The organism is Kitasatospora sp. NPDC038210, assembly GCF_055600605.1.
In genome coordinates this window covers 297,172-310,335 of record NZ_JBVJYK010000004.1, presented here as the reverse complement: position 1 = coordinate 310,335, position 13,164 = coordinate 297,172, and the positions used below count along the sequence as shown (strand labels likewise).

Genomic DNA, 13,164 nt, shown 5'->3' with positions numbered 1-13,164 from the left:
GCCCTTCGAATCGTACGCAGGAACGGTTCGTCAATCCGGCGTGGCCCACTGTCCGTCGGATGGGCGCAGCTATCCGTCCCGCACGTCCCCTAGCGTTTGTTCGTGATCAACCATCCGGCCGGTCCGCCCGCACGCCCGCGAGTGGACCTCGACGACGGCGCCCCGCCCCGGCCCGGGCACGGCCTCGCCCCACTGCCCGCCCGCCGTCGATCCCGGCTGCGCTCCCGCCCCCGGCTCGCCCGGCTGGCCGTCCTGACGGCCGCCTTCGTCTGTGCGGCCTGCGGACTGGTCTACGAACTCGAACTCGTCGCGATCGGCGACTACCTGCTCGGGGACACCGTCACCCAGACCTCCGTGGTGCTCTCCGTCATGGTCTTCGCGATGGGCCTCGGCTCGCTGCTCGCCAAACGGCTCACCCGCCGGCCCGCCACCGCCTTCGCCCTGGTCGAGTGCGCGCTCGCCCTCACGGGTGGCCTCTCCGTCCTCGCCCTCTACTCCTGCTGGGCCTGGCTCGGCCGCTACCAGGCCGTGATGGTCGGCCTCACCTGCCTCATCGGCATCCTGATCGGCGCCGAGATCCCCTTGCTGATGACCCTCGTCCAACGGATCAGACGCGAGGACGCCGGGCGCGCGGCAGCCGACCTGTTCGCCGCCGACTACGTGGGGGCACTGATCGGCGGACTCGCCTTCCCGTTCCTGATCATGCCGACGCTCGGCCCCGGCGACGGCGCGCTCCTCACCGGCGCCGTCAACGCGGTCGCGGGCGCCGCCCTGGTGCTCTGGCTCTTCCGGGAGGAACCCGCCCCTCGGATACGACGGCTGCTCTGGGGCGGCTGCCTGCTCGTCCTCGGTCTGCTCGCCGCGGCCGCGGCCGGCTCCGACGCGATCGAACGCGCCGCCCGGCACGCCCTCTACGGCGACCAGGTCCGCTTCGCCACCCGCAGCCGGAACCAGGAGATCGTGCTCACCGGCCCCGCCGAGGGCCCGCTGCGGCTCTACCTCGACGGACGGCTCGCGGTGTGCGGGCCCGACGAGTACCGGGCGAGCGAGGGCCTGGTCCACCCCGCGATGGCCGCCGGGCCGGACGGCCGGGTCCTGCTGCTCGGCGGCGGCGACGGGCTCGCCCTGCGGGAGGTGCTGCGCCACCGCGGCGTCCGCTCCGTCCGCCTGGTCGACGCCGACCCCGCCCTCCCCCGGCTCGCCCGCACCGACCCCGGGCTCGCCGGCCTCGGCGGCCACTCCCTGGACGACCCGCGGGTCCGCACCACCGCCGCCGACCCGCTGGCCTGGCTGCGCGGCGCGGGCGCGAACGCCACCGAGGACGACGGACCGTACGACGTGGTGCTCGCCGACCTGCCCGCACCGGCCGACGGCGGGCCGGTCAAGTTCCACTCCCAGGAGTTCTACGGCCTCGCCGCCCGGCTGCTCTCCCCCGGCGGCCGGATCGCCGTCCGGGCCGGGAGCGACCTGACCGGCCTCTGGCAGATCGACTCCGGCCTGCGCACGGCCGGACTGCAGACCGCCCCGTACGCCGTCCCGGGCAGCCCCAGCGCCAGCTGCCGTCCCGGGCAGCCGGACTCGTCCGGGCAGAACTACCTCCTCGCCGCCGCCACCCACCCCCCGCTCGCCCTCGCCCCCGACGCCCCACCGCCCCGGGCTCTCACCCCCGACACCCTCCGCACCTCCACCACCCGCCTCGCCGCCCTCCGCCCCGCCCGCCCCCCGGCCGCCCTCACCCTCCTCAGCCCGCACTGACCACGAGAGCCCACGGCCCACGGGTCGCCGAAGCAGGCGCAGCCCACGGGTCGCCGCACACCGCCGGCCGTGGACGCCCCGCGCGGAGCGGGGCCGCCTCCTCGACGGGCCGAGGAGGCGGGGCGGCGGGCCGGGGTGGGGCGGGTGGGGTGGGGAAAGTCGGGTGGTGGTGGGTAGGGACCGGGCGGGGTTGGGTCGGTAGGCTCCGTTGCATGGAGCATGAGGTTGTCGTCCCGATGCCCGCCGAGCTGGTGCGGCAGGCCCTGCAGGATCCGGCGCTGCTGGCGCGGAGTGTGCCGGGGCTGAGCACCGAGCCGGCTGCGGTCGGGGCCGGGCTCGCCGAGGAGATCAGCGGGCGGCTGAAGCTGCGGGTCGGCAGCTCCACGATCACGTACAAGGGCGTGCTGTCGCTGATCGAGGGCCGGGAGGGCGTTCTGACCGTGCTCGCCGAGGGCCAGGAAGCCCGGGGCAGCGGCGAGGCGACGGCCACCGTCCGGGTCAGCGTCGCGGACGGTGCCGAGGACGGCACCGCCGTCATCCGCTTCACCGGTGACCTCAGCGCCACCGGTCGGCTGACCGAGTTCGACGAGGAGACCCTCGACGCCACCGGCCGCCGCCTGCTGGACAGGTTCGCCGCCGCCCTGGTCGCCCCGGAGGGCGAGCAGGACCGGGACCAGGACGAGGACTCCGACGCCGAGGCGGCGACCGAAGCCGAGACCGAAACCGGGACCGAAGCCGAGGCCGGGACCGAGCCCGAGACCGCCGGGGTGATCTTCATCGAGGACCGCCAGGACCAGCCCGGTGACGACCTCGACGACGACCTCTCCGACCTGATCGCCTTCTCCGACGCCGACGCCGAGCGCTTCGGCCTCCCCACCGGCTCCGCCGACGAGGACGAGGACACGGACCGGGCCACCGGCCAGGACCGGGACGACGTCGAACCCGAGGACGACGTCGAGCCCGGCGCCGCGGAGCAGGACGCCGTCGCCGAGGAGATCCCCGTCGAGCCGCTCTTCGCGTACGAGGAGGAGCCGGCGCTCACCGGCCCGGTGCGCCGCAGCATCGTCGGCCGGTCCGCCGAGGAGGTGGACCACGCCCCGCCGCGCGGCCCGTACGCCCCGGCGCTGCCGGCCCGCAGTGCGCGGGCCCGGGCGGCGTCCCGGTGGGGCGGCGAGGCCGGCGGGATCGTGGTGCCGGGAACCGGCGGCCGCAACGCGATGCCGTGGGTGATCGGCGGTTCGGTGGCCCTGCTGGGCGGTGCCGTGGTGCTGGTCAGGGCGCTGCGCCGCCGCTAGTCGGGAGCGCCGGGGGCGTCGCCAGGCCCTAGACTGAACGCTCATGAGCAACGACCGCGACGCCCTGCTGGCACAGATCAAGGACAAGGCCGTCGTGCACGGCAAGGTCACCCTCTCCTCCGGCAAGGAGGCCGACTACTACGTCGACCTGCGCCGGATCACGCTGGACGGCGAGGCCGCCCCGCTGGTCGGCCGGGTGATGCTGGACGCGACCTCGCACCTGGAGTACGACGCCGTCGGCGGTCTGACCCTGGGCGCCGACCCGGTGGCCGCGTCGATGCTGCACGCCGCCGCGGCGCGCGGGCAGAAGCTGGACGCCTTCGTGGTCCGCAAGGCCGGCAAGGCGCACGGCCTGCAGCGCCGGATCGAGGGTCCGGAGGTGAAGGGCCGCCGGGTGCTGGCGGTCGAGGACACCTCCACCACGGGCGGCTCGGTGCTGACCGCCGTCGAGGCGCTGCGCGAGGCGGGCGCCGAGGTGGTCGGCGTCGCGGTGATCGTGGAGCGCGGCGGCGCGGGTGCCGTCCAGGAGCAGGGTCTGGAGTACGTGACCGCGTACACCCTGGACGACCTGGGTCTCTGACCTCCCGACCACCCCACGTCTCCGGACGACCCCCCGCCTGCGGACGGACGCACGAACGACGGAGGGCCGGGTCTGTTTCACGTGAAACAGACCCGGCCCTCCGTCCGTCCTACGGGCCGGGCGCTCAGCTCCGCCGGTGCCGACCGCCACCGGCCTGCGCGTGGCCGTCGCCGACGTCGCCGCCGCCGGCCTTCTTCTTCTTCCGCTCGCGCATGACCTCGATCAGGATCGGCGAGATCGACAGCAGCACGATCAGCAGCGCCGCCGGGATCAGGTACTTGTCGATCACCGGGGCGAGCGCCTCGCCGAAGAAGTAGCCGATCAGCAGCATGGACTCGGTCCAGAGCACACCGCCGATGACGTTCCACAGGAAGAACGTCCGGGCGGGCATCTCCAGGGTGCCGGCGACCGGGTTCAGGAAGGTGCGGACGACCGGGATGAAGCGCGCCAGCACCACGGCCTTGCCGGAGCCGAACTTGTTGAAGTACTCCTCCGCCTTCTGCACGTACTGGCGTCGGAAGATCTTCGAATCGGGCTTGTCGAACATCTTCGGCCCGACCTTGGCACCGATCAGGTGCCCCAGCTGGGCGCCGGCGATCGCCGCCACCGGGCAGCCGATGAGCAGGACCGCGATCGGCAGCCTGGCACCGTCGCCGAGCACCGACGAGGCGGCGTTCGAGGCGGCGACGCCCGCGATGATCAGCAGCGAGTCACCCGGGAAGAAGAAGCCGACCAGCAGGCCGGTCTCCGCGAAGATGATCGCGATCAGCCCGATGGCGCCGAGGGACGAGATCAGGGATTTGGCGTCGAGCAGGTTGACGGCCAGCTGGTTGTAGTCCACGGGCGCAGGATAGCGGGCGTACCTTGCGGGCGGGCGGGCGTACCGTGCGCCGGGGTCCCGACGCCGCCCGTCGCACGCGGGCCCCACCCGCCCCACCGGCCGCACGGTGCCGCGTTCCGACAGGCGGGCTCCTGCTGACCTGCGGGCACGAGTCTGGGAAGATGGCCGAGGCGTCCGGTCCGCGGCGGCCCACCACCCTCATGGCCGTACCGCGGAGGTCGCTCGAACCTTGGTGCCGGAGAGCCACATCGCAACGCCGCGCGTCGGCGGGCCGGCACGGAGTCGTCACGAAGGCGTACACAGCGTCGGACAGCACCGTCCGTACGCCGCAACCCGACAGGAGCGGATCGCATGCCCATCGCAACTCCCGAGGTCTACAACGAGATGCTCGACCGGGCCAAGGCGGGCAAGTTCGCCTACCCGGCCATCAACGTCACGTCGTCGCAGACCCTGCACGCCGCGCTGCGTGGATTCGCCGAGGCCGAGAGCGACGGCATCATCCAGATCTCGACCGGTGGCGCGGAGTTCCTGGGCGGTCAGCACAACAAGGACATGGTGACCGGCGCGGTCGCGCTCGCCGAGTTCGCGCACATCGTCGCCGCCAAGTACGACGTCACCGTCGCGCTGCACACCGACCACTGCCCGAAGGACAAGCTGGACGGCTACGTCCGCCCGCTGCTGGCGGTCTCGGCCGAGCGCGTGGCCAAGGGCGAGAACCCGCTGTTCCAGTCGCACATGTGGGACGGCTCCGCCGAGACCCTCTCCGACAACCTGGCCATCGCCCAGGAGCTGCTGGCCCAGGCCGCCGCCGCCAAGATCATCCTTGAGGTCGAGATCACCCCGACCGGTGGCGAGGAGGACGGCGTCACCCACGAGATCAACGACGAGCTGTACACCACCGTCAACGACGCCGTGCGCACCGCCGAGGCGCTGGGCCTGGGCGAGAAGGGCCGCTACCTGCTGGCCGCCTCGTTCGGCAACGTGCACGGCGTGTACAAGCCGGGCAACGTCGTGCTGAAGCCGGAGCTGCTGCGCGAGCTGCAGGACGCGATCGGCAAGCAGTACGGCAAGACCGACCCGTTCGACTTCGTCTTCCACGGCGGCTCGGGCTCCACCGCCGAGGAGATCGCCACCGCGCTGGAGAACGGCGTCGTGAAGATGAACCTGGACACCGACACCCAGTACGCCTTCACCCGCCCGGTCGCCGGCCACATGTTCGCCAACTACGACGGCGTGCTGAAGGTCGACGGCGAGGTCGGCAAGAAGAACACCTACGACCCCCGCACCTGGGGCAAGCTGGCCGAGGCCGGCATGGCCGCCCGCGTGGTCGAGGCCGCCGAGCAGCTGCGTTCGGCGGGCAAGCGCCTGAAGTGAGCCCGGCGGCCGCGTGCGAGCGCGGCCGCCGCGTGGAACACGGGTGCCCCCGGCGGTCCTCCGCCGGGGGCACCCGCACGTCCGGGTCCTACTGCTTGAGCTCCGCGTACGCCTCCGCGCTGCTGTCCTTCAGGAACTGCCAGCAGCGGGCCTCCTCCTCGGTCTCCTTGATCGCGCCGGCCGCCCGTGCGAGCGCCGCCAGGCAGCGCAGGAAGCCGCGGTTGCCGCGGTGCTCCCACGGCACCGGGCCGTGGCCCTTCCAGCCGTTGCGCCGCAGCGCGTCCAGGCCCCGGTGGTAGCCGGTACGGGCGTAGGCGTACGACTCGACGTACCGGCCGGCCGCGTAGGCGTCGTCGGCGAGCATGGCCCAGGCCAGGCAGAAGGACGGGAACTCGGCCGCCACCTGGGTCGGTGAGGCGGACTCCTCCGCCAGCATGCGGTAGGGCCGCTCCTCCTCGGGCAGGAGGGTCGGTTCGGGACCGTCGAGAAGATTCCTGTGAATCGCCATGCCCTGAAGTCTGCCACCCGAGACGCAGGGGTCAACCGCCGCACCGTGGGTGCATCGTCCGAGGTGCGGTCGATCGGCGATGTCACGGCGCCGTCGCACGGCCCGGTGTGGAGGAAGGCCCGGCGATCTGCATACGGGGTACATGGACATTCACCCGTTCGCCATGCCAAGGTGACGGTCGTGCCCGCAGTCCGACCCGCCAGTAGGCGAGCCGCCCAGCAGAAGAAGGGCGGCCGCAGACGCCGCCGGCCGCGTCGGAGAGTGAGCCTTGGCATGCTCACGGCAGTGGTGGCAGCCGCCGTGCTGCTGGGCGCGACCGCGGTCCTGCTGCACCGGCACTCCGACACTCCGGCCGCCGCCCCGACCACCCAGGCGCGGGCCGTCCCGCCCGGCGAGGAGACCGCCGCGGCGACGCCGACCCCCACCCCGGTCGCCACCCCCACGCCCACACCGACGCCCCCGCCGCCCACGCCCACCCCCACCGCACCGGATCCCGGCCCCACCAAGGGCCCGGGCACCTTCACCACCGCCCCGGCCGGCGCCAAGGCGGTCGGGCGCGGCAACGTGCGCCGCTACCGGGTCGAGGTCGAGGACGGCATCGGGATCGACGCGGCGGACGCCGCCGCACAGATCCACGGCATCCTCGGCGACCCGCGCGGCTGGACCAACGACCGCCGGAACGGCTTCCAGCTGGTCGCGACCGGCTCGTACGACTTCACCGTGAAGATCGCCTCGCCGGCCACCGTGGACCGGATCTGCGGCGCCTCCGGCCTGGACACCCACGGCGAGGTCAACTGCAACGTCGGCGACCAGGTGGTCGTCAACTCCAAGCGCTGGAACACCGGTTCACCGCAGTTCAGCGGGCCGATCGAGGAGTACCGGGCGCTGATCGTCAACCACGAGGTGGGCCACCGGATCGGCCACGGCCACGAGGGCTGCCCCGCCCCCGGCAAGCCGGCACCCGCGATGATGCAGCAGATCTACGGCCTCAAGGGCTGCACGCCCAACGCCTGGCCGTACTCGGCGGAGGGCACCTACCTCAGCGGCCCGGCCGTCCCGTAGCCCCGGCGGTCCCGAACCCGACCGCACCGGAACGGAGTCGGGACATCGTCGACGAAGCAGCCGTGGCCGTCCGGCGTCAGCCACCCACCGGAGCTGCCGTCGATCCCGGCCAAGCCGCCGCTCGCCGACGTCTCCTGCAGCCGGCGGGTCGGCACCACCGGGCTGGACGTCGAGCTGCTGGCCACCACCCAGCGCGGGGTCGCCGTCAACCTGATGCTGCCGGTCATCCAACGCGCCGCCGGCATCGGCGTCTCCGAACTCCAGCAGGTCGCCTCCGACCAGCCGGGCCCCGGGCAGACGAAGCTCCTCCCCGGCAAGGGCACCGCGGCGCTCGCCCGGATCATGCCCGAGGGCGAGGGGGACATCGTCCTGCTGCTGTCCCAGGACGCCGCCGCCGAGCCGGACCGGGCCCTCACCGGCGAGCCGCTGCGCAAGGTCGCCGAGGCGTTGGCGGGGCAACTGCGCTGAGCCGGCCGGCTACCCGAGCACCGGCAGGTGCGCCCGCAGGTCGCTGCGCTCCCCCGAGGCGGACACCGCGGCCGCCTCCACCGCCGCCGCCCAGTCGGTCCGCCCGGTGGCCAGCCGGATCCAGGTCAGCGGGTCGGTCTCGACCACGTTGGGCGGGGTGCCCCGGGTGTGCCGGGGGCCCTCGACGGCCTGGACGACGGCGTACGGCGGGATCCGCAGCTCCACCGCGCCGCCGGGGACGTGGTCCGCGAAGGCGTCGGCCAGCATCCGGGTGACGGCGGCGAGGGCCTGGCGGTCGTGCGGGAAGGCGTCCAGGCCGAGCGCGTCGGCCAGGTCGTCGGCGTGCACGACGGTCTCCACCAGCCGGGTCACCAGCACGTCGGCGAGCGTCATCGAGCCGAGCCGGATCTCGAACCGCCGTGCCGGGTCTGCCGCTTCGGGCCGTTCCAGCAGTCCGGTCAGCGCGTCGGCGGCCCGTCCGAAGGCCGCCGCCACCGAGGCCGGATCCCCGCCGAAGTCCGCCGAGGCCCGCTCCCTGGCCTGCTCGTCCAGCACCGCCGCCACCGTGCCGACCGCCGCCACCCACCCCGACAGGCCCAGGGGCGGGCGGCCCTGGAGCGGATCGTCCAGGTGCGCGGGCACGTAGTCGAGTTGGACGGCGAGGTGCGCGACCAGCTCCCGGACCGTCCAATCGCCCAGCCTCGTCGGCAGGTCCAGCTGCTCCGCGGTGAGGCCGCCCACGACGGAGCGCAGCGCCCCGGTCTGGGCGGCCAGTGCGGCGCGGACCTTCTGCGGTTGGTACGTGCGGGACTTGGGAGGCATGGGCCCCAAGATACGCCGAGGGGCGGCCGGCTCCGCAGAGCCGGCCGCCCCTCGGGACGGGTGCCGTCAGCCCAGCAGGGCCTCGATGACGCCGGTGTGGGCGTCCTTCAGCTCGGCCAGCGAAACGCTGAACTGGCCCTGGACCTCCAGGTCCTGGCCGTCCACGACACCGATCCGGGTGGCCGGCAGGCCGCGCGCGGTGCACATGTCGTTGAACCGGAGCTCCTCGCTGCGCGGCACCGCCACGACGGCGCGGCCCGCGGACTCCGAGAACAGCAGGACGAACGGGTCCGCGCCCTCGGGCACGATGATCCGCGCGCCGTGGCCGCCCTTGAGGCAGCTCTCCACGAGCGCCTGGCCGAGGCCGCCGTCGGAGAGGTCGTGCGCGGCGTCGATCATGCCGTCGCGCGAGGCGGCGATCAGGATCTCGCCGAGCAGCCGCTCGCGCTCCAGGTCCACCTCGGGCGGCAGGCCGCCGAGGTGGTCGTGGACCGCCTGGGACCAGGCCGAGCCGCCGAGCTCGTCCGCCGTGTCGCCGAGCAGGTAGAGCAGCTGCCCCTCCTCGGCGAAGGCGACCGGGGTGCGCCGGGTGACGTCGTCGATGACGCCGAGCACCGCGACCACCGGGGTCGGGTGGATGGCGACCTCGCCGGTCTGGTTGTACAGCGAGACGTTGCCGCCGGTGACCGGGGTGCCGAGCACCAGGCAGGCGTCGGCCAGGCCGCGGGTGGCCTCGGCGAACTGCCACATCACGTCCGGGTCCTCGGGGGAGCCGAAGTTGAGGCAGTCGGAGACGGCGAGCGGCTTGGCGCCGCCGGCCGCGACGTTGCGGTACGCCTCGGCCAGGGCCAGCTGGGCGCCGGTGTACGGGTCCAGCTTGGCGAAGCGGCCGTTGCCGTCGGTGGCGACCGAGACGCCGAGGTTGGTCTCGTCGTCGATCCGGATCATGCCCGAGTCCTCGCCGTGCGAGAGCACGGTGTTGCCGAGCACGTAGCGGTCGTACTGGTCGGTGATCCAGGACTTGGAGGCCTGGTTCGGGTGGCTCGCGACCTTCAGCAGGTCGGCCTTGAGGCCCTCGCCGGTGGTCGGGCGGGCCAGCCGCTCGGCGGTCGGGGCGTCGGCCTGCAGCGCGTCCTGCCAGCTCGGGCGGGCGAACGGGCGCTCGTAGGTCGGGCCCTCGTGGGCGACGGTGCGCGGCGGGACGTCCACCACGAGCTCGCCGTGCCAGTAGATCTCCAGGCGCTCGCCGTCGGTCACCTCACCGATGACGTTGGCGATGACGTCCCACTTCTCGCAGATCTCCAGGAAGCGGTCGATCTTGTCGGGCTCGACGATCGCGCACATGCGCTCCTGCGACTCGCTCATGAGGATCTCCTCCGGCGAGAGCGTGTGGTCGCGCAGGTGCACGGTGTCGAGCTCGATCCGCATGCCGCCGGAGCCGGCCGAGGCCAACTCGCTGGTGGCGCAGGACAGTCCGGCGCCGCCGAGGTCCTGGATGCCCTTGACGAGCTTCTCGCGGAAGATCTCCAGGGTGCACTCGATGAGGAGCTTCTCCTGGAACGGGTCGCCGACCTGGACCGCCGGGCGCTTGGCCGGCTTGGTGTCGTCGAAGGTCTCGGAGGCCAGCACCGAGACGCCGCCGATGCCGTCGCCGCCCGTGCGGGCGCCGTACAGGACGACCTTGTTGCCGGCGCCGGAGGCCTGCGCGAGGTGGATGTCCTCGTGCTTCATGACGCCCACGCACAGCGCGTTGACCAGCGGGTTGCCCTGGTAGCAGGAGTCGAAGACGACCTCGCCGCCGATGTTCGGCAGGCCCAGGCAGTTGCCGTAGCCGCCGATGCCCGCGACGATCCCGGGCAGCACGCGCCGGGTGTCCGGGTGGTCGGCCGCGCCGAAGCGCAGCGGGTCCATCACGGCGACCGGGCGGGCGCCCATCGCCAGGATGTCGCGCACGATGCCGCCGATGCCGGTGGCCGCGCCCTGGTAGGGCTCGATGTACGACGGGTGGTTGTGCGACTCGACCTTGAAGGTGACGGCGTAGCCCTGGCCGACGTCGACCACACCGGCGTTCTCGCCGATGCCGACGAGCATCGCGTCCGAATCGGGCTTCTTCTCGCCGAACTGCTTCAGGTGGACCTTGCTGCTCTTGTACGAACAGTGCTCCGACCACATGACCGAGTACATCGCGAGTTCGGCGCCGGTCGGGCGGCGGCCGAGAATCTCCCGGATGCGCGCGTACTCGTCCTCCTTGAGGCCGAGCTCGGCCCAGGGCTGGGCGGCGTCCGGGGTCTGCTCGGCGTTCTTGACGGTGTCGAGGCTCATCAGGCGTTCACCAGCTGCTTCAGGACGGAAGTGAAGAAGCCCAGGCCCTCGGTGGTCGGACCGGTGAGCGGCTCCACGGCGTGCTCCGGGTGCGGCATCAGGCCGACGACATTGCCGGCGGCGTTGGTGATGCCGGCGATGTCGCGGTACGAACCGTTCGGGTTGACGTCCAGGTAACGGGCGACCACCCGGCCCTCCGCCTCCAGCTCGTCCAGGACGTGCTGGTCCGCGACGAACCGGCCCTCGCCGTTCTTCAGCGGGACGACGATTTCCTGTCCCGCCGCGTAATCCCGGGTCCAGGCGGTGCCGGCGTTCTCGATGCGCAGCTTCTGGTCGCGGCAGATGAAGTGCAGCGAGTCGTTGCGGGTGAGCGCACCGGGCAGCAGGTGGGATTCGCAGAGCACCTGGAAGCCGTTGCAGATACCGAGGACCGGCATTCCGAGCCTCGCCTGCTCGATGACGGTCTCCATCACCGGGGAGAAGCGCGAGATCGCACCGCAGCGCAGATAGTCGCCGTAACTGAATCCGCCCGGCAGGACGACGGCGTCGACCTGGTGGAGATCCTTGTCACGGTGCCACAGGGCGACCGGCTCGGCGCCCGCGAGACGGACCGCCCGCTGGGCGTCGCGGTCGTCGAGGGAGCCGGGGAAAGTGACGACGCCGACGCGGGTGGTCACTTGCCCTCCTCCTCGACCCGGACGGTGAAGTCCTCGATCACGGTGTTGGCGAGAAAGGTCTCGGCGGCTTCGCGGATACGGGCGAGCGCCGCGTCGTCGACCGGGCCCTCCACATCCAGCTCGAAACGCTTGCCCTGGCGGACGTCGGCGATCCCGGTGAATCCGAGACGGGGCAGTGCACGCTGCACCGCCTGTCCCTGGGGGTCGAGGATCTCCGGCTTGAGCATGACGTCGACTACGACGCGTGCCACTGGCACTCCCGGTGGTGTCTTCGGTGAGGCGGGGGAACTCCAGACTACCGGTGGTTTCGGGCAGGATTGCTGGCCGGGGATAGCGACGCGCGTAGACCCGGGCCCCTTACGCCGCAAGGGATCCGCCGCCCCGGCCCCCCGTCCGGAGCGGCCCGTTTCCGGGGTTTCGACGCCCGGAACCGCCCCCTCCGGAGAACACCCGAATACGGCACTTGGGGACAGATCCGCCCGTCCCGCACATCGGTATCCGACAGTCCCGCGAAGACACGTGAATATCCGGAAAAGAATGCCGGACTCTTCGATTTCGACCCCCTTCGGGTGCAGAATAGGGCCACCTGTCGCGGCAAGTGCTGCGTATCAGGCGGGCCACCGGCCTGCCCGTATGCGCTTGCGCGAGTTGGTGCACATCAGGCCCCGGGAGCACCCCCGTGGACCGGTGGCCGAATTGCCCGAGAGGATTGACACCCATGGCTCAGCGTGTAGTTGTCACGCTCTCCGACGACCTGGACGGCGGCGCCGCCGCAGAAACCGTCCACTTCGGCGTCGACGGGAAGTCGTACGAGATCGACCTGTCCGTGGACAACGCGGAAAAGCTGCGGGAGGCCCTCGCCCCGTTCGTCGCCGCCGGGCGGCGCCAGAGCCGCACCGGAAAGTCCTTCCGCCGCACCGCGCTCACCCCGGACCCCGCCGCCGTCCGCGCCTGGGCCCTGTCCCGCGGCATGGAACTGCCGGCCCGCGGCCGCATCCCCAAGCACGTGTACGAGGCGTTCGCCGAGGCGAACTGACCCCCGGGGCACCAGGCCCCCGGTCGCCCTGCCCGCCCGGATCGAAAGGGTGGGGCGACCACCCCGAACGATGCTGTAGAGTATTCCTCGTCGCCGCAACGGAGAGATCCGAAGAGGCGGCGGGTGCCCCACCAGGCACCATGCGGACGTGGCTCAGTTGGTAGAGCATCACCTTGCCAAGGTGAGGGTCGCGAGTTCGAATCTCGTCGTCCGCTCGCAGTGCGCGAGCACAGCACAACTCAATAGTTTGACCATGCGGACGTGGCTCAGTTGGTAGAGCATCACCTTGCCAAGGTGAGGGTCGCGAGTTCGAATCTCGTCGTCCGCTCTGGAACGAAGGGCCCCCTCGATCGAGGGGGCCCTTCGGCATTCCCGCCCGCGAATGCTCCATGACATTTGTCATCGCCGACCCGTGGATCCCCAC

The 13,164-nt window shown here is 72.4% G+C and carries 13 protein-coding genes and 2 tRNA genes; 9 read left to right on the top strand and 6 right to left on the bottom strand.

Annotation, left to right across the window (positions count from 1 at the left end):
• The first annotated feature begins 102 nt into the window (after positions 1 to 102).
• The 3 genes from ACZ7KX_RS10530 to pyrE all read left to right on the top strand — a co-directional run bounded on the left by ACZ7KX_RS10530 (position 103) and on the right by pyrE (position 3,630).
• Positions 103 to 1,755 carry a polyamine aminopropyltransferase gene (locus ACZ7KX_RS10530; RefSeq protein ID WP_470326125.1) on the top strand — a complete coding sequence of 551 codons (1,653 nt, stop codon included), beginning with the start codon at positions 103 to 105 and terminating at the stop codon, positions 1,753 to 1,755.
• 212 nt (positions 1,756 to 1,967) lie between these two features.
• A complete protein-coding gene (locus ACZ7KX_RS10525; protein WP_470326124.1) occupies positions 1,968 to 3,050 on the top strand; it encodes an SRPBCC family protein in 1,083 nt (360 codons plus the stop codon).
• A 43-nt stretch (positions 3,051 to 3,093) separates the two neighbouring features.
• A complete protein-coding gene (gene pyrE, locus ACZ7KX_RS10520; protein WP_350519638.1) occupies positions 3,094 to 3,630 on the top strand; it encodes an orotate phosphoribosyltransferase in 537 nt (178 codons plus the stop codon).
• Between the two features lie 124 nt (positions 3,631 to 3,754).
• On the opposite strand, the gene ACZ7KX_RS10515 is transcribed toward pyrE, so the two are convergent.
• Positions 3,755 to 4,471 (bottom strand): DedA family protein, encoded by a 717-nt coding sequence (locus ACZ7KX_RS10515; protein WP_470326123.1) that lies wholly within the window; start codon positions 4,469 to 4,471, stop codon positions 3,755 to 3,757.
• Positions 4,472 to 4,822: 351 nt separating this feature from the next.
• On the opposite strand from ACZ7KX_RS10515, the gene fbaA reads away from it, so the two are divergent.
• A complete protein-coding gene (fbaA, locus tag ACZ7KX_RS10510) occupies positions 4,823 to 5,845 on the top strand; it encodes a class II fructose-bisphosphate aldolase (protein WP_470326122.1) in 1,023 nt (340 codons plus the stop codon).
• An 88-nt stretch (positions 5,846 to 5,933) separates the two neighbouring features.
• On the opposite strand, the gene ACZ7KX_RS10505 is transcribed toward fbaA, so the two are convergent.
• Positions 5,934 to 6,353: a DUF3151 domain-containing protein gene (locus ACZ7KX_RS10505; RefSeq protein WP_350519635.1), complete on the bottom strand. Its 420-nt coding sequence runs from the start codon at positions 6,351 to 6,353 to the stop codon at positions 5,934 to 5,936.
• A gap of 273 nt (positions 6,354 to 6,626) precedes the next feature.
• Here ACZ7KX_RS10505 and ACZ7KX_RS10500 point away from each other — a divergent pair, with 273 nt between their 5' ends.
• Positions 6,627 to 7,415 (top strand): DUF3152 domain-containing protein, encoded by a 789-nt coding sequence (locus ACZ7KX_RS10500; protein ID WP_470326121.1) that lies wholly within the window; start codon positions 6,627 to 6,629, stop codon positions 7,413 to 7,415.
• A 213-nt stretch (positions 7,416 to 7,628) separates the two neighbouring features.
• Positions 7,629 to 7,883 (top strand): hypothetical protein, encoded by a 255-nt coding sequence (locus ACZ7KX_RS10495; protein ID WP_470326120.1) that lies wholly within the window; start codon positions 7,629 to 7,631, stop codon positions 7,881 to 7,883.
• Positions 7,884 to 7,892: 9 nt separating this feature from the next.
• On the opposite strand, the gene ACZ7KX_RS10490 is transcribed toward ACZ7KX_RS10495, so the two are convergent.
• The 4 genes from ACZ7KX_RS10490 to purS all read right to left on the bottom strand — a co-directional run bounded on the left by ACZ7KX_RS10490 (position 7,893) and on the right by purS (position 11,955).
• Entirely contained in the window at positions 7,893 to 8,705 is an 813-nt protein-coding gene (locus ACZ7KX_RS10490) for a maleylpyruvate isomerase family mycothiol-dependent enzyme (protein ID WP_470326119.1), read from the bottom strand.
• A 66-nt stretch (positions 8,706 to 8,771) separates the two neighbouring features.
• Complete coding sequence (gene purL / locus ACZ7KX_RS10485) at positions 8,772 to 11,027, bottom strand: phosphoribosylformylglycinamidine synthase subunit PurL (protein ID WP_470326118.1); 2,256 nt, start codon at positions 11,025 to 11,027, stop codon at positions 8,772 to 8,774.
• Complete coding sequence (gene purQ / locus ACZ7KX_RS10480; RefSeq protein WP_350519631.1) at positions 11,027 to 11,704, bottom strand: phosphoribosylformylglycinamidine synthase subunit PurQ; 678 nt, start codon at positions 11,702 to 11,704, stop codon at positions 11,027 to 11,029. The genes purL and purQ overlap by 1 nt, the downstream gene beginning before the upstream one ends.
• Positions 11,701 to 11,955: a phosphoribosylformylglycinamidine synthase subunit PurS gene (gene purS / locus ACZ7KX_RS10475; RefSeq protein ID WP_049654013.1), complete on the bottom strand. Its 255-nt coding sequence runs from the start codon at positions 11,953 to 11,955 to the stop codon at positions 11,701 to 11,703. The genes purQ and purS overlap by 4 nt, the downstream gene beginning before the upstream one ends.
• A 467-nt stretch (positions 11,956 to 12,422) precedes the next feature.
• On the opposite strand from purS, the gene ACZ7KX_RS10470 reads away from it, so the two are divergent.
• The 3 genes from ACZ7KX_RS10470 (at position 12,423) to ACZ7KX_RS10460 (ending at position 13,068) form a co-directional block, all read left to right on the top strand.
• Entirely contained in the window at positions 12,423 to 12,740 is a 318-nt protein-coding gene (locus ACZ7KX_RS10470; protein WP_030056585.1) for a histone-like nucleoid-structuring protein Lsr2, read from the top strand.
• 142 nt (positions 12,741 to 12,882) lie between these two features.
• Positions 12,883 to 12,955: transfer RNA gene (locus ACZ7KX_RS10465), tRNA-Gly, on the top strand.
• Between the two features lie 40 nt (positions 12,956 to 12,995).
• Positions 12,996 to 13,068, top strand: a tRNA-Gly gene (locus ACZ7KX_RS10460).
• Positions 13,069 to 13,164 lie beyond the last annotated feature (96 nt).